This is a genomic window from Desulfobacterales bacterium (assembly GCA_034520365.1).
Classification (GTDB): domain Bacteria; phylum Desulfobacterota; class Desulfobacteria; order Desulfobacterales; family Desulfosalsimonadaceae; genus M55B175.
The window spans coordinates 77,814-93,810 of record JAXHNP010000003.1; the positions used below are offsets into that span (position 1 = coordinate 77,814).

Genomic DNA, 15,997 nt, shown 5'->3' on the forward strand with positions numbered 1-15,997 from the left:
GCGCTTATTATTGTGTAAGTTTTTGTTTTTGTTAATTAAAATCTAACGTTCGCGAAAATTTTAGAATAGGAATAACAAATGAGTGCCAAATCCAGACAGTTTATCGAAGAATTGTTAAACAGCGCCGGTGTCACAATTAACGGAAACAAGCCTTACGATGTCCAGGTCAATAACGAAAAGGTTTATGACCGTATCCTTACCGGCGGCACCCTTGCGGCCGGCGAATCCTATATGGACGGCTGGTGGGACTGCGAGGCCCTGGACCAGTTTTTTGACCGGATTTTCCGGGCCAGGCTGAACCAAAAGATTAAGTCCCGGCACGAAACCTTGTGGTACCTTCTGAAAGCGCGACTGTTTAATCTCCAGAAAAACCAGCGGGCCTACCAGGTAGGCGAGGAGCACTATGATGTGGGCAACGAGCTCTACAAAGCCATGCTGGACAAAGATATGACCTATACCTGCGGATACTGGAAAGACGCAGGCGACCTGGATGCGGCCCAGGAAGCCAAACTGGATCTGGTCTGCCGCAAAATCAATCTCAAGCCCGGCATGACTGTACTTGATATCGGCTGCGGATGGGGCTCATTCGCTAAATATGCCGCGGAAAACTACGGGGCAAAAGTCACCGGTGTCACGGTTTCAAAAGAGCAGGTGGAACTGGGCAACCGAATGTGCAAGGATTTGCCGGTGGACATCCAATACGAGGACTACCGAAACGTGAAGGGCCAATATGACCGGGTCATTTCCATCGGGATCATGGAGCATGTGGGCCGCAAGAATTACCGGACCTACATGGAAACCGCCCATGACCGGCTAAAAGACGACGGCATCGCGTTTATCCATACCATCGGCAACAATATCAGCACCGAGGCGGCCAACCCCTGGACCACCAAATACATTTTCCCCAACAGCATGCTGCCCTCCATTGCCCAGCTGGCCAGTGCCATGGAGGGCCTGTTTGTAATGGAGGACTGGCACAACTTCGGCCCGGACTATGATAAAACCCTGATGGTATGGTATGACAATTTTGAAAGGCACTGGCCGCAATTTAAGGACCAATACGGAGAGCGCTTCCGTCGCATGTGGCATTTCTATCTATTGTCTTCCGCCAGCGCCTTCCGTTCCCGAACTATCCAGCTCTGGCAGATAGTCATGACCAAGCCCGGCACCCCGCAGCCGGAATGCCGGCTTGTTTAAGCGCCTGGCGTGTCCGTGGAGCTGCGGAAATGATTGATAAAACAGCAATTATTGTCGGCGGCGGACCCGCCGGCGCATCCTGCGCCCGGCAATTGAAAGCCGCCGGCTTGGATGTTCTGATTCTGGATAAAAAACAATTTCCGCGGTTAAAATTGTGTGCCGGCTGGGTCACCCCCAAGGTGTTTCAGCTTTTGGGAACCCATCCAAGCGCCTACCCCTATGGCCTCATTCCTTTCAAACGCCTGATCTGCTATTTCCGGGGGATTCGCGTTCCTGTCAGAACCCGGCAGTACTCCATCCGGCGCTATGAATTCGATAAATGGCTTTTGGAACGATCTGGTGCGCCTATGGAGCAGCATGCGGTGCAAACCATCCGTAAAAAAGATCAATATTATATAATTGACGAGCGGTATCGCTGCCAATACCTGGTGGGCGCCGGCGGTACGGGGTGCCCGGTCTATCGGCAGCTTTTCAGCCGGATTTCGCCCCATCCGGAGGCATCCCGTATTGCCACGGTGGAAGAAGAGTTCCAATATGATTATACTGATTCTAACTGCTACCTCTGGTTTTTTGAAAACGGGCTCCCCGGGTATGCCTGGTATGTGCCGAAAGGCCGGGGGTGGCTAAATATCGGCATCGGCGGCAAATATGCGTCCATGAAAAAACAGGGGAAAACCATTAACGACTACTGGCGGCTGTTTCAGCAAAAACTGATCGCGAGCGGACTGGTTAAGCCCCGGCGGTTTAATCCCAAAGGCCATGTTTACTACATCAGGCATCAAACACCTGCGCTTCGGATGGACAACGCCTTTCTAACCGGCGATGCCGCGGGCCTGGCAACGGTTGATATGGGCGAAGGGATTGCCCCGGCCATTGAAAGCGGCCTTCGCGCCGCAAATGCCATCATTCATGGCAGGACTTATCAAATGCCGATTAGCGCCGGATACTCCTGGCCCGGCATTATCACGGCCGGGTTCACCGCCCTATTTGACGGCAAAACCTAAATTGGGTGTTCCAAATTTTAAAAAGATAAATAATGTAAAAAGGAGATTCGAGATGACAAGTTTTGTGCAACGGATGATCGGAGCGGCCAAACTGGATGTAAAAATCTACGAAGAAGTCGAGGCGGACAAGAATGCATTGGGGCAAGCCATGGGCGTAGTGCTGATCGCAAGCCTGGCCGCGGGCATCGGGACCCTGTCCAGGGCGGGTATGAGCGGCCTGGTGATCGGGCTGATCGCCGCGTTAGTCGGCTGGTTTATCTGGGCATTTCTCACCTACCTGATCGGCACCAAGCTCCTGCCCGAGCCGCAGACCAAGTCGGATATGGGGGAACTCCTCCGGACCATCGGATTTTCCAGTTCCCCCGGGGTGATTCGGGTCCTGGGCATTATCCCGGCCCTGGAGATGATTGCATTTCTCGTTGCCGGCATCTGGATGCTGGCAGCCATGGTTATCGCCGTCAGGCAGGCGCTGGATTACTCAAGTACCTGGCGGGCCGTCGGCGTTTGCGTGATCGGCTGGATCATTCAGGTCATCATCATGGGGCTTATTTTTGCTGTTATTGCCGGCCCCCAGGGGACGGGGTCCATGCCCCAGCCTTAATATGAGGCATACCGGGACCTAAATTTAAGCGGGAGTTAGGTGTTGGGTAAAATAGGGGGAAGGAAAAGGCTTTTTCACATGAACAGAATTTCATGGATGGCATTGACTGCCATCGCGCTGATCCTGGCGGGCTGCGGCAGCACCCCGAGATATACGGCATCAAAAATCCGTTCGGAATACCGGCAAATTTCAGAGGCCCCCGCAAAGCAGGCCCGGACAGAAAGCCAGGCCCGGCCTGAACAGCGGGGGGCATCTGATACGGATGCGCCTGATACAGATCCGGCTTTCCCCCTGACCCTGCCGCAAGTGATTGACATCGCCCTGTCAAACAACCCGAACCTGCAGCAGGCCGCCTATCGCGTGGCCAAGGCCAGAGCCATGAAGGATCTGGCGGATACGGCATTCTGGCCGATGGTGGGGGTTTATACCGAGTACACCCAGGGGGATGCTCCGTCCGCCTATCTCTTTAAAACCATTGACCAGCGAAAGCTCCCCCGCAATGTCAATTTCAATGATCCCGGCTGGTTTGAAAACTATGAGACCGGCATCCAGGCCCGCATGAACCTGTTTAACGGCGGCAAAGACTACCTGGGGCTGCAAATGGCCGAACAGGGATTAGACATTTCGGAACTGGACCGGCAATCCGTGGCAAATGACCTCACGGCCCAGGTCATCACCGCCTTCTACGATGTGCTGGCGGCAGAAGACTTTGTTGCCATTGCCGAAACTTCGGTTGATAAGGTCTCGGAGCAGCTCCGGATCATCCGGGTGCAGTATGAGGGCGGCAGTGCGCTTAAATCGGATGTGCTATCCCTTAAGGTCCGCCTGGCCCGGGCCAAAGAAAGGTTGGTACAAAGCCGGAACCGATATAAACTGGCCAGGGCCGCGCTTGCCAACCTCATGGGCATGGATCCGGCCGAATTTCCGGGAAGAAAAGATTGGCTCGCCAAAACCCAGGCGCCGCCCATCCAGGTGCCGGATACATATGCGGATGGCATCGTACATGCCCTCTCCCACCGACCGGAGCTGGAAAAAGTGAGAAAACAGCTGATTAAATCCCGAATGGGGCTTGACGCCGCAAAAACCGATTATCTGCCGAGCATTGACCTCATGGGCAAATATTACGTAGACGATCCATCCATGGATTATAACCGGGACCGGGAAAACTGGACCGCCGGCGTGATGTTTAACTGGGACCTGTTCACCGGCTTTTCCACAAACGCCCGGATCAACAAGGCGGATGCCATGGTAAAGGAAATGCTGGCCGCCGACCGAGAGGCTGCGCTGGGCATCAAACTGGATGTCAAAAACGCGTATCTCAACCGCGAAGCCGCGCAGGCCCGCTACAAAGTGGCGAAAAGCAGCGTTAAAAGCGCCGAAGAATCCTATCGCCTGGTCGCCGAGCACTACAAAGGCGGATCAGTGACCATTACCCGCTACCTGGAAGCCGAACTGGACCGAAACCGGGCGCGCATCCGCGCCACGGCCGCTTTTTACGACAAAATAAAAGCCAATGCCGACCTGGCCCGCGCGATCGGCAAATGGGCCGGCCCCAACCCGCAACCCTTTGAAAGATAGCGATCCATATGAAAAACAAAAAATGGATTCTTATTCCGCTGATTGTTTGCCTGGTGATTGCCGCCGGGATTCTCTTGTTCTGGTTTTTCTCAAAAAACGATATCCCTCCCGGCATGACCGGACCGGACAAGGCCCCGCCTGTAGAAGCAGCAAGCACTGTGCCGGCAAAGATTGAAACGGTAACCGAATGGTATGATGCGGTGGGTACGGTGCAACCGCGCACCCAGGCGCGGATCGAGGCGCAGGTATCCGGCCAGGTGACCGATGTTCGCGTAAATGCCGGGGATATGGTGGAAGCCGGGGAGCTGCTGGTCACCCTGGATGACCGGCAGATGCAGGCCAGGCTCGGGCAGGCCATGCAGTCTTTACAATCGGCCATGGCCCGGAAAGAGCAGGCCAGACAGGCGGTTAACGCTGCTCAAGCCGCCTTTGCCGAAGCAGAATCCGCCTACAACCGCATCAAAAGTTTTTACGCGTCAGAGGCTGCCACCGAACAGGATCTGGAACAGGTACGTTCCAGGTATCTTCAGGCCAAAGCCGCATTGAAACGGGCCCAAGACGGACTGTCCGGTGCATCTGCCGGGGTGCGGATGGCCGAGGAAATGGTCCGGGAGGCAAAAATCGGCCTGGGATATACGAAAATCACCGCGCCCACCGAGGGTAAGGTCCTCAAACGGCTGGTCGATCCCGGGGATCTGGCCATGCCCGGAAAACCGCTGCTGCTGCTCAAAACCGCCGGCGGCCTGCGGCTGGAAGCCTATGTGCGGGAAAGCCTGATCCAACAAATTCAGCCCGGTTCCAAACTTCGCGTGGCGCTTCCCACCCTGCAGCAAACAGTTGAGTCCGAGGTCGAGGAGTTGATCCCCTATGCAGACCCGCAGACGCGGACGTTTCTGGTCAAGAGCCGGCTTCCGGACATTGCCGGCCTCTACCCCGGCATGTACGGCAAACTGCAGATCCCTTACAAGCAGGTCGAGCTTGTCCTGATCCCCCGGAATACGGTTGATAAAGTGGGGCAGCTCGAACTTGTCGAGGTTAAAACTGAAGACGGATGGGCACGTCGCTATATCAAAACCGGCAACATATACGGGGAACAGGTGGAGGTGATTGCCGGGCTTTCCGGGGATGAAATATTGAAAATTAAGGAGCCGGGAAATGACGAATAACGGCGACACGCCAGGCGGTTTTATTCCCGGCATTGTCCGGCCCTTTCTTTACGGCCGGCCCGCGATCATCTTTCTGATTGTCGCCCTCTGCCTGGGGGTTGCCGCCGTTATGGTCACGCCCCGGGAGGAGGACCCCCAGATCGTTGTGCCCCTGGCCGATATTCACGTTCAGGCGCCCGGCGCCACACCAAAAGAGGTTGAAAAACTGGTGGCAACCCCCCTGGAGCGGCTCTTGTGGCAGGTCGACGGGGTGGAATACGTCTATTCCATGTCGCATAAGGGCCGGGCCATCGTCACGGTTCGGTTTTACGTGGGCGAAGACCGGGAGGAGTCCCTGGTCAAACTGCACAACCAGATCACCATGCACATCGACCAGGTCCCGCCTCTTGTCAAGGGATGGGTGATCAAACCCGTGGAAATTGATGACGTCCCCATCGTCAACCTCACCCTGTACTCAGAGCGCTACAATGACCACGAGCTGCGGCGGGTTAGCGAAGAAGTCTGCTGGCGGCTGTCCCAGCTTGAAGACATATCCCGGAGTTTTATAACCGGTGGCCGGCAGCGGGAAGTTCGCGTTGAACTCCTGCCCGAGCGGATGAACGGGTATAACGTCTCCCTGCTGCAGGTCCGAAAAGCCCTGCAGGGGGCGGATGCAGCTGTGACCGCCGGCCATATCGACCGATTCAACCGGAACTTCATGGTCAACACCAATTCATTTCTCCAGTCGGTAGGTGCGGTGGAAGAACTGGTGGTGGGCGTGCACAAGGGCCGGCCGGTCTATCTGCGTGATCTGGCGAAAATCACGGACGGCCCGGCCCAGGCTGAAAGCTATACCCGCCTCGGCCATTCTCACAGATACCGCCGCACCCATCAAATCCAGGATGCGCCCCTGGAATATCCGTCCGTCACCCTTGCCCTTGCCAAAAAGCCCGGTACGAATGCGGTGGATGTATCCAATAACATTTTAGCGGAGCTGGATGAACTCAGGCAGAGTATCATCCCGGCGGATATAGAAGTGGCTGTCACGCGCAATTACGGCTATACCGCCCAGGAAAAGGTAAACAACCTGCTCGTCTCCCTTGGCTTTGCCGTGTTCACCGTGGTGGTGCTGCTTGCCTTTACCCTGGGGTGGCGCGAGGCGCTGGTGGTGGCTGTGGCTGTGCCGGTCTCCTTCAGCCTGGCGCTTTTCATGAACTATCTGTTAGGCTACACCATCAACCGGGTAACGCTGTTCGCCCTGATCCTATCCTTAGGCCTGGTGGTGGATGATCCCATCACCAATGTGGACAACATCCAGCGGCACATCTTCATGGGCCGCAGAAAACCCTTTTTTGCCACGCTCTTTGCGGTCCACGAGGTCCTGCCGCCGGTCATCATCTCAACCATTGCCATTATCATCTCCTTTGCCCCGCTTTTTTTCATCACCGGCATGATGGGGCCATACATGGCACCCATGTCGGCGAATGTGCCGCTGACCGTAACATTTTCGACGCTCTGCGCCCTGACTATTGTGCCGTGGATGACCTATGCGCTGCTCAAAAACCGTCCCATCTCAGCCTCTCCATCCTCAGCGGACGAGCAAAAAGGCACGCCGCAATGGATTTTTACCACCTACCGAAAGATCGTCACCCCGTTTCTGGAATCCCGGGCTAAACGCTACCTGCTTTTAATTGCCATTCTCGTGCTCCTGGGATTCTCCGCCTCCCTGGTGCTTCTGCGGCTGGTACCCTTAAAAATGCTCCCCTTTGACAACAAAAACGAGTTCCAGGTGGTCATTGACATGCCTGAAGGCACGCCCCTTGAAGCCACTGATGCGGTGGTACGCGATTTTGAAAACTATCTGCGGCAGGTCAAAGAAGTTGAAAACTTTACCTCATACGTGGGCACCCCATCGCCCATGGATTTTAACGGCATGGTGCGGCATTACTATCTCCGCAAAGGCCCTCATCTGGCCGATATCCGGGTGAATCTGGCGCTCAAGGCGGAGCGGGCCCAGCAGAGCCATGCCATCGTGCTCCGACTGCGGAACGACCTGACGGAAATCGCCGAGAAAAACAATGCCAAGATTCAGGTTGTAGAAGTTCCGCCCGGCCCGCCGGTTCTGGCAACCATTGTCACGGAACTCTACGGCACACCGGATAAATCCTATGATGAGCTGATCCGGGCCGCGGATCATATCAAGGGGATCATGGCACAGGAGCCCAATGTGGTGGATATAGATGATATGACCGAGATGCCGCACGAGCAGATCGATTTTGTGGTGGATCGGGAGAAAGCCGCACTCCATGGCATTTCCACCCGGGCCATTATCAATGCACTTAAAATCGCTGTGGGCGGAGACACCCCGGCCACGGTGCATGTGCCGGATGAACGGCAGCCCCTGCATGTCAAACTGATCCTGCCCAGAAAAAGCCGGAGCAATATGTCAAGCCTTACCCAGATCCCCATGGCCACGGCAGACGGACAAATGGTGCCCCTGGCGGAGCTGGTTGACATCGACCGCACCCCCAATGCCCAGACCATCTATCATAAGAATCTGGAGCGGGTAGTTTATGTGCTGGCCGAGGTCGCGGGCCGGGCCCCGGCCGAGGCCATCCTGGGCATGCAGGCCAAGCTCTCTGAAAATCCCCTGCCCTCCGGGATCCGGGCGGAATGGGCCGGTGAAGGGGAATGGAAAATTACGCTCCGGGTATTCCGGGATATGGGTATCGCCTTTGCGGCCGCCCTCATCGGCATATACATCCTGATGACCCTGCAGACCAACTCCTTTTTCATGCCGGTTCTCATTATGATGGCGATCCCCCTAACACTTATCGGCATCATGCCGGGCTTCTGGCTGCTAAATATTATCTCCGGCGGCGTGGTCGGCGGCTACCCGGATCTGGTCTTTTTTACGGCCACGAGTATGATCGGAATGATTGCCCTGGGCGGCATCGTGATCCGCAATGCCGTGGTGCTCATAGAATTTATCCAGGATGCGCTGAAAAACGAACTTCCCCTCAAGGAAGCTATTCTGCAGAGCGGCGCCATCCGTATGCGGCCTATTGTCCTAACCGCCCTCACCACCGCTTTAGGCGCCTGGCCCATCACCCTGGACCCGATTTTCTCGGGGCTTGCCTGGGCACTTATTTTCGGGCTGATCGCCTCCACACTGTTTACCCTGCTGGTGGTGCCGGTCACCTATTACGCCCTGTACGGCCAATCTAAAACAACCTAAATTTCCAGCTTCACCCTATCTACTGCAGCCATGGCAATGACCCCTGATCCAATTTTTTGTAAACGCCCTGGTAATGCCGGGTATAAAAAGCACGAACAGAGTAATCATGCCAGGCGGAGGAAAGCAGGGGGATATCCCCCTCCGCCATTTCCGGCTCAATTTAACACGACCCTCTACACGCCACATATGGACGCCCACAACATATAGTGGATTGCTAAAAAACTGGAAAATCAGGACTCTGTTTGAGAGTGCTTAGCGGTCCTAAAATTCGCATAGCTGAAGTTTATAGCCGCATGGTGCATTTTCTGAAATTTGATTACCCGGAAAAATCCAGTGCCTATTATTTCGATCCCTATTTCGATCGGGATAGACCAAGATTAATCTGTATATAACCGGCATTCGCCGCCTACTATAGCAAACCGGCCAACCAAATTCTGAAAATTAAAGAAACAAACTGGAGTTGTGACCATCTCGCTTTAAAACAGATAACGCACTTTGCTTTCCGGGGCGGGTACGGCAGGCGAGATTATCAAACGTTTCAGAACGTCAGAAGCCGGTGAGTAAAAAATCAAGTGCTGCAATTATCTCATCGCGCCGATCTTTAAGGGTGCCCGCCTTTTGCCCCATTGATTGGACCGAAATACCGGCTAACTCGGAGGTAGACATAATAACCAGGGTTTCATTGACCGTGAATTCGGGATTGAGATGCCGGAGAGGTTTTCCCGCAGCCGAGGCATTTATAAGAGGCACAACCACTCGTGTTGCCAGCGTATCGAGCAAGTCGGCCTGAACATCGAGCAAATAAGGAATTTCTTGATTTGTTTCCGGGTTGGAATTTCCATACACATCGAATTGAGCCATCAAAATTTCCTCAAGCCTTCACTGAAAACACCTTTTGTCTGGATGCGATGATTGTAGGCCTCAATTGCATCTCGATTCTCTTTCTTCCATTCATGCTGTTTTGCCTCGGCCAGCATTTCTATAAGATGATTTTCCAGAACATTTGAAAGGTTTATATGGAGCTCTTTTGCCTTCATGAGAAGATCGCTGTTGATGCTGAGATTGGCAGCCTTTTTTGGCGCGTTGGTGTTATAAAAATTAACTACTTTCATGTGACCTCCTTGTGCGCAAAAATTATGCGCATATTATATCCATATAAATGTATTTTGTCAAGATCTTGCTGTGAAAGTGCTGGAGATTCTTGAGTAGGAATAGTTATATTGGAAGGCTGGATCTCTAAAATCTGGGTCGATCAGAATCTCAGCCTTCCTTGCTAATATATTCATCAGCGGAGCCAGCCTGATAAATCAACATTGTAAAAAGGCACTGTCAGCTATGCGGTTGTAATGAAAAGCACAACATGTGGTGGGTAGCCTCCAATGGATCAGAGTCCCGGTTTACTGCCTTCTCTATTTGAGATTCCTGAGCGTTGCAATTGCTTGTATAAAGAGTTTTTGGGATTTCACAAGGGCTTGATAAATCTTTTTTTAGGATTCAAGGGCATGCTTGATTCTTAAGGGATTACGGCGCATATCTAAAATTCGATAAATTATAATTACGGATTCGGTTTCCATCCTGTAATATATGGCATAGGGGAATCTTTTGGACAGCATGCGGTGGTAACCGAAAACCTTTGCGTGAACTCCGCCATAAAGCGTTAGGGAATCAATATCTGAGAATAGCGAATCAAAGAAATACTCTCCGAGTCCCTCTTTCTGACTTTCATAAAACAAGCGCCCCTCATACAAATCCTCAATGGCTGAAGAGAGAAGCTTTATTTTCATTCAAACCGTTTCCGAAGTTCAGTCTTAGCATCTTGCCAATCCTTGATTGGCTCCTGACCCGCCTCTAAACGACGGCTTGTTTCCTCAAGCTTTTGTCGGTGCCACTCAGGAGATTCTATGAAATCCACTTCTTTTGTCAAATCCTCCCAAATGGCCTCCATCAACCGCAACTTCTCTTCCTTGGAGAGGTGTGTTATTTCAATTGTATTTGGCATTAGAAAAACCCCTTAATTTTATCTATAAATTTGCATTTATTGTAATTTTTGTCAAATGTTTCTCCAACAATAAACGGAGGCTTTTTTATGAAATGCGAGGTTGCGGAATCAGTTATTGCAGGAATGCACGGATCATTTATTCTGAAACGTAGCATATCCGAGCCTTGAATATCGCTCAATTTAGAGGAAGTTGACCTGATGCACCAGATGCTTCTGCCGGATCAAAGCCTTGACCTTTTCCTGAAGCCGGGCATCGGCGATGGCGGCTACCCGGGAAACCGGCCGGCCGGCATCATCGGTGGTATATCGATATGACCGGATGATCCCCGGCACCATGGCATAGGCGCATCCCCCGAATCCGCAGCAGGAGGAGTCAAAAATCGCATTACCCAGCAGATACAGCGCCTCTTCCCCATTGATTGGGAGCCTCCCCTCCTTGATGAACAGGTAACTCCCGCCGATGGCCGTAATCTGCTGATTGAGCTCGGGGTGGGGAAAATCCGTTGTTTTTTCAGTCAAATCAATGGCCACAGGATTTTTTCCTTATCTGCCTGTTTATTCAAATGCCACCAGAATTTTTCGACTCCCCGGCTGCATGGCGTGCTCAAAAGCTTTCTCAAATTCGGCAAACGGATAAACGGTATCCACCAGCGGGGCCACATTCACCCACTGGTTCGCCAGGCTTTTGACCGCAAACCCGATGTCCCCGCACCTTGAGCCGATCAGGGTGATCTCATTGACAACCATTGCCGCCAGATTCATTTTTGAGGGCTGATGGGAGGTGGTTTTGACCACAACGGTTCCTTCCGGCCCTACCAGTTGAACGGCCTGGTTAATCGCATCCGGATTCCCGGTCGCCTCCACCACCAGCTCAAAGAATCCCTTTAACCGCTGCGCTGCTGTTTCCGGATCCATTTCCGCGGTATTTATAATGCTGATCCCCTGCGAGGCGGCCATATTAAGCTTATCCGCATGCCGGCCGAGAACGGTCAGGTTGGAGGTATAACGATTCAGGGCAAATGCGCACAAAAGCCCCATTTTCCCATCCCCCATAACCGCCATCTTGGTGTCATGCCGGATATGGACCTGCTGGGCGATTTCAAGCGCGGCCGCCAAAGGTTCGGCAAATACCGCATCAATGGTTTCCAGCCTTTCGGGCAGTACGCTGAGGTTGGCGACCGGCAAGGCGCAGTACTCGGCAAACCCGCCATCCTTTCCCCGGATCCCAACGACCCGGCGCGAGGGGCAATGCCGGGTGTCCCCGGTGCGGCACTTCAGGCACTGGCCGCATCCGATATTGATATCCACGGCCACGCGTTTGCCGACCAGCTCCGGCGCCTGGGGCGCTTTTTCCACCAGGCCGACGAATTCATGCCCGGGGATACCGTGGAAATCCTGATAGCCGTTTAACAATTCAACGTCTGTGGCACAAATACCGGCCATCAAAATTTTTACCAGCGCCTCATGCTCGGAAATATCCGGCAGAGGGGCATCAATCATGGAAATCGTCTGATTGTGAAACCGAACGGCTTTCATCGGCATATCCTATCGCTGCATCCAGGTTATTGAAGCATAAAAATATAAAAGCAGCCGGCAGATGCCAACAGTTTTTTACTGTCTTTCTGATAAAATATACAATAAATCCATACAGGCACAAACATTTCTTAAAAGCAATGCACTTTCATGCCACATAAAAAAAGGCTTATGAAAACCCGCATCACAGAACTCTTGGATATCCGCTACCCGATTCTCTTATATTGTCCGATCAGGACGGCGTCCGGTAAAAATAGATGGGGTCATTCTGACGTGCCCCCGGGGGCCGCAGCACCTTGATGGGCGTAAAGGCCGGGATGGGAAAATTAAATGAGACGATCACAGCCCCGGGTTTTGCTTCGGCCCGAATCTTTTCCGCCAGTGCGGTCATAACATCCGGAAACAGGTAGCAGAAAATGATATCCGCCGCATCAATGGCTTCATGCCAGAAGTTTCGGTACCGGATATCAATGCCCGCCCCCAACGAATAAATCCGCGCCTTCACATAGGCCAATGGGTTGATTTCATAGCCGATGACGGAAATGTTGAAGCGCCGGCGGGCCGCCCGAAGCGCCCGGCCGTCCCCGCAGCCCAGGTCTATCAGCACCTGGCCGGGCTTTAAGTCGAGTTCATCCAATACCGCCCGGATGCGCGCCTGCGAGGTGGAGACATAGAGCGCCCCCTGGGTGTTTTTGATGGACAGGACCACGGCCGTCACATAGGCCAGCTTGATGACAAAAAGTCCCGCGGCCAGGCCGAGAATGATAAAAATCCATTGGCTCATTTAAATTCCATTTTTGGAAACGTCGCGCCCCCATCGGGAAATACCGCCACCCGGGCAGTCTTTTTAAGCTTCCGCGCGCCGCTGTCAACAACCGCCTGCGGGGTTTCGCAGTTTTGAAAGAATCCGAGATGCCGGATCTCCTCGGCTGACAGGCTCGGTACGTAGCAGAAAAGCTGATATTCCCGGATCAGGCGCATGGAGTAATAGGTGAGAAACCGCTCCTCCACGTTCAAACCTTTTTTGACCACATTTAAAAACTTCATGACATTGGATTTGCCGATCAGGCGCAGGATGGTTTTTAGCGCAAACAGCGGCGGGGGTTTGTCCGGCAGCGGTATGTCATCCAGGCCGCGCTCGGCCCGGAGAAACGCCATCACCACCCCGCCCGGTTTCAGGGCCGGAAGCGAGTTGCCCACGCACTTCATGCTCTGCTTGAAGTTGATCTCCATGGGGTAAGAATTAACGATTGCCCCATCCACCGGTTGATCCAGCCGAATGCCCGCATTTTTGACATTAAATGCGATGCCGGCCCGATGCGCTTCAATCGGGTCACCGGCAAACGCGGCCGTGATCTCCTGTTTTTCATCCAAGAGCACATTGAGGCAGAAAATATCTGCGGCAATGAAGTTGCGGATTTCCTCCAGGTCCTGCCGAAACAGATTCTCCTCCGGGGCAAGGCCCACCCGGTTAAACAGATACGGCGGTTCGGCGATCATGCCGTGATGGTGGCCAATCGCCTCGGCCGAAGCAAGACCGGGAAAAATGTTTTTCAGGCCCCCGCCGAACCCCGCCCACAAGTGCGGCTCGATCATGCCCACCACAATGATGATATCGCTTTCGAAAAGCTCTTTATTCAACACCACCGGCGTGCCCCGCCGGGTGTTGCCGAACTGATGGTGGGAATCGGCATCAAAGGCGTCGTGATTGGACCAGGAAACCCGCGCCAGGTTTTCGGGCCCGATTTTTTCCGCCATCTCGGCCTCGGTCATGGCCGTATGGATGCCGGGCGCCGGCATCACATGGATGGCTGCCGGATCCGCCCCCGCCCCTGTCAGCTGGTCCAGCAGCAAATGAAAGAACCGGCGGGCCGGCGTGGGCCGGGTATTGTCATCCACCACAATCAGAATCCGCCTGCCGGCAAGGGATTTTGAGGCAATCGGGCGGGCATTGATCGGATTGGCCAGAGCGTCCGCCACCAGGTCCGCCTCGCTTTTGCCCGTCGGCCGGGCCATATCCGCACGCTCCGGCAGAGTGACCTGCCAGCCGTCCGGAAGGGAAACCCCCAAAAAATCCTTTCCCCATGGCAAATTGATATCCATATCCAAACCTCCGAGAGAATTTAACTAGAAAAATCAGGACTTCTTCTTCCGCACCCGCCGGAACGGATTTATCCAGGTGATAAAGCCGGGCAGCTGACGGGTCTGGATCCATACCCGGCCCTTGCCGGAAAACCAGCAGACCAGGCCTTCGCCCGAGAAAAACAGGGATTTGTAGCCGCCCACGGATTTTACCCGGTAGTCCAGGCCTTCGGTAAAGGCCACGATATAGCTGGTGTCTACCACGTACTCCCCATCCACGTCCACCGGGATCATGGCGCCGAACGTGTTAAACCAGAGATCCCCGGTCCCGCTGCAGCGGATTAAAAACAAGGACTCCCCGGAAAAAAAGCCTTTGACCATCCCCTGCCACTTCGTCTCAATCGATACACCCATGCTGCTTGCCACGAATGCGGAGTTCTGCAGAAAAATGGTGTTGCCGTTCAAATACGCATGCGCCATATCACCGGCCGGCCCGGGCGCGATCCCGATCTCTCCGCTGCCGCCTTCTGCCGTGAATTCGTTGATAAACAGGGACTCGCCGGTCACCATCCGGCCGAAACCGCCCTTCAGCCGGGTTTTCATGGTGATATTCGTATCCATGGTGGCCATGGCCGAGGCCTCCACTTTCAGGGTCGTACCCTTGGCCATTTTAACCGTCAAAAAACTGAAATCCGGGCGTCCGTCAATGGTATAGGGAAATTCAGAATGTTCGCTTGCCATCATATCCTCCAGAGAAAAATTGAATTATGGTTCCTTGACAGTCTCGTAAAAAGTCGATTTAGAAATGGCAAAGCAAAATGTTCAAGATCGCGGCGCGCAAATCCCGCGGAATGCAGCGTACTTAATCGTACGTGAAATTCCGAGGGATGCAGCGCAACAAAGATATTGGACATTTTGCGAAGCCATCATGCTTTGCGCGGCCTTAGCATGGGCCCCAAAGCCTGGCCAAAACTGTATGGATTGTGCGACTGGCACCAGACCGTGCCCTTACCGGAAAATTTGCAGACCAGCGCCTCGCCGCCGAGAAAGGAACCGACCCAGGATTTTCCCGCCTTGGTGATGGAAAAATCAAGCGTCTCATTAAATGCCACAATATGGCCGGTATCCACAATATAGTCGCCATCCACCGAAACCGGATAAATCGCCCCGAATGCATTCAGTACGGCCTTGCCGCTGCCGGCCAGGTGTATCCAGAACAGGGATTCACCGGAAAACAAAGATTTAAATCCCTCCCAGCCCAGATCAATATCCAACCCCGACTCGGCGGCCACAAACGAGCCGCCCTGGACGATCATTTTTTCACTGGCCAACTCATAGGCCATCATATCCCCGGCAAGGGTGGGCGCCACCCAGACCTCCCCGCCGCCGGGGCCGGGCGTGAAATGATTCAGAAAAAAGGATTCCCCGGCAAACATGCGCTTGGCACCCTTTAATACCCCGCCGCTGCCCTTTTTATGGGTGGTGGTGTCAACCGACATATCATGGCTCATGGAAATCATGGCGCCGGCCTCGGCCGTGCATGTTTCGTTGGGGGCCAGATCTATTTTGGCCGCGGCATTGCCCGGGCCGCTAAATATCTCAACCTGCATATGCGCTCCT

The 15,997-nt window shown here is 53.8% G+C and carries 16 protein-coding genes; 6 read left to right on the forward strand and 10 right to left on the reverse strand.

What is annotated here, in order from left to right:
- Positions 1 to 78 precede the first annotated feature (78 nt).
- From cfa to U5L07_03585, 6 genes are all read left to right on the forward strand, one after another.
- A complete protein-coding gene (gene cfa / locus U5L07_03560; protein MDZ7830807.1) occupies positions 79 to 1,197 on the forward strand; it encodes a cyclopropane fatty acyl phospholipid synthase in 1,119 nt (372 codons plus the stop codon).
- 29 nt (positions 1,198 to 1,226) lie between these two features.
- A complete protein-coding gene (locus tag U5L07_03565; protein ID MDZ7830808.1) occupies positions 1,227 to 2,201 on the forward strand; it encodes an NAD(P)/FAD-dependent oxidoreductase in 975 nt (324 codons plus the stop codon).
- A gap of 52 nt (positions 2,202 to 2,253) precedes the next feature.
- On the forward strand, positions 2,254 to 2,802 hold the full coding sequence (locus tag U5L07_03570) for a YIP1 family protein (GenBank protein MDZ7830809.1): 549 nt from the start codon (positions 2,254 to 2,256) through the stop codon (positions 2,800 to 2,802).
- A gap of 78 nt (positions 2,803 to 2,880) precedes the next feature.
- A complete protein-coding gene (locus U5L07_03575; protein ID MDZ7830810.1) occupies positions 2,881 to 4,380 on the forward strand; it encodes a TolC family protein in 1,500 nt (499 codons plus the stop codon).
- A gap of 8 nt (positions 4,381 to 4,388) precedes the next feature.
- Entirely contained in the window at positions 4,389 to 5,546 is a 1,158-nt protein-coding gene (locus U5L07_03580; GenBank protein ID MDZ7830811.1) for an efflux RND transporter periplasmic adaptor subunit, read from the forward strand.
- Complete coding sequence (locus U5L07_03585) at positions 5,536 to 8,763, forward strand: efflux RND transporter permease subunit (GenBank protein ID MDZ7830812.1); 3,228 nt, start codon at positions 5,536 to 5,538, stop codon at positions 8,761 to 8,763. The genes U5L07_03580 and U5L07_03585 overlap by 11 nt, the downstream gene beginning before the upstream one ends.
- 546 nt (positions 8,764 to 9,309) lie before the next feature.
- Here U5L07_03585 and U5L07_03590 read toward each other — a convergent pair.
- From U5L07_03590 to U5L07_03635, 10 genes are all read right to left on the reverse strand, one after another.
- Positions 9,310 to 9,624 (reverse strand): CcdB family protein, encoded by a 315-nt coding sequence (locus U5L07_03590; GenBank protein ID MDZ7830813.1) that lies wholly within the window; start codon positions 9,622 to 9,624, stop codon positions 9,310 to 9,312.
- Positions 9,624 to 9,875: a type II toxin-antitoxin system CcdA family antitoxin gene (locus tag U5L07_03595; GenBank protein MDZ7830814.1), complete on the reverse strand. Its 252-nt coding sequence runs from the start codon at positions 9,873 to 9,875 to the stop codon at positions 9,624 to 9,626. The genes U5L07_03590 and U5L07_03595 overlap by 1 nt, the downstream gene beginning before the upstream one ends.
- A gap of 375 nt (positions 9,876 to 10,250) precedes the next feature.
- Positions 10,251 to 10,547 carry a type II toxin-antitoxin system RelE/ParE family toxin gene (locus tag U5L07_03600; GenBank protein MDZ7830815.1) on the reverse strand — a complete coding sequence of 99 codons (297 nt, stop codon included), beginning with the start codon at positions 10,545 to 10,547 and terminating at the stop codon, positions 10,251 to 10,253.
- Positions 10,544 to 10,762 (reverse strand): addiction module protein, encoded by a 219-nt coding sequence (locus U5L07_03605; protein MDZ7830816.1) that lies wholly within the window; start codon positions 10,760 to 10,762, stop codon positions 10,544 to 10,546. Before U5L07_03605 ends, U5L07_03600 begins: the two co-directional genes overlap by 4 nt.
- A 180-nt stretch (positions 10,763 to 10,942) precedes the next feature.
- On the reverse strand, positions 10,943 to 11,293 hold the full coding sequence (locus tag U5L07_03610; protein MDZ7830817.1) for a hypothetical protein: 351 nt from the start codon (positions 11,291 to 11,293) through the stop codon (positions 10,943 to 10,945).
- A 24-nt stretch (positions 11,294 to 11,317) separates the two neighbouring features.
- Positions 11,318 to 12,298 carry an alcohol dehydrogenase catalytic domain-containing protein gene (locus U5L07_03615; GenBank protein MDZ7830818.1) on the reverse strand — a complete coding sequence of 327 codons (981 nt, stop codon included), beginning with the start codon at positions 12,296 to 12,298 and terminating at the stop codon, positions 11,318 to 11,320.
- A 229-nt stretch (positions 12,299 to 12,527) separates the two neighbouring features.
- On the reverse strand, positions 12,528 to 13,079 hold the full coding sequence (locus tag U5L07_03620; protein ID MDZ7830819.1) for a class I SAM-dependent methyltransferase: 552 nt from the start codon (positions 13,077 to 13,079) through the stop codon (positions 12,528 to 12,530).
- Positions 13,076 to 14,398, reverse strand: a complete 1,323-nt coding sequence (larA, locus tag U5L07_03625; protein MDZ7830820.1) for a nickel-dependent lactate racemase — start codon at positions 14,396 to 14,398, stop codon at positions 13,076 to 13,078. The genes U5L07_03620 and larA overlap by 4 nt, the downstream gene beginning before the upstream one ends.
- 33 nt (positions 14,399 to 14,431) lie before the next feature.
- Positions 14,432 to 15,118 carry a TIGR00266 family protein gene (locus U5L07_03630; GenBank protein MDZ7830821.1) on the reverse strand — a complete coding sequence of 229 codons (687 nt, stop codon included), beginning with the start codon at positions 15,116 to 15,118 and terminating at the stop codon, positions 14,432 to 14,434.
- Positions 15,119 to 15,303: 185 nt separating this feature from the next.
- A complete protein-coding gene (locus tag U5L07_03635; protein MDZ7830822.1) occupies positions 15,304 to 15,987 on the reverse strand; it encodes a TIGR00266 family protein in 684 nt (227 codons plus the stop codon).
- Positions 15,988 to 15,997 lie beyond the last annotated feature (10 nt).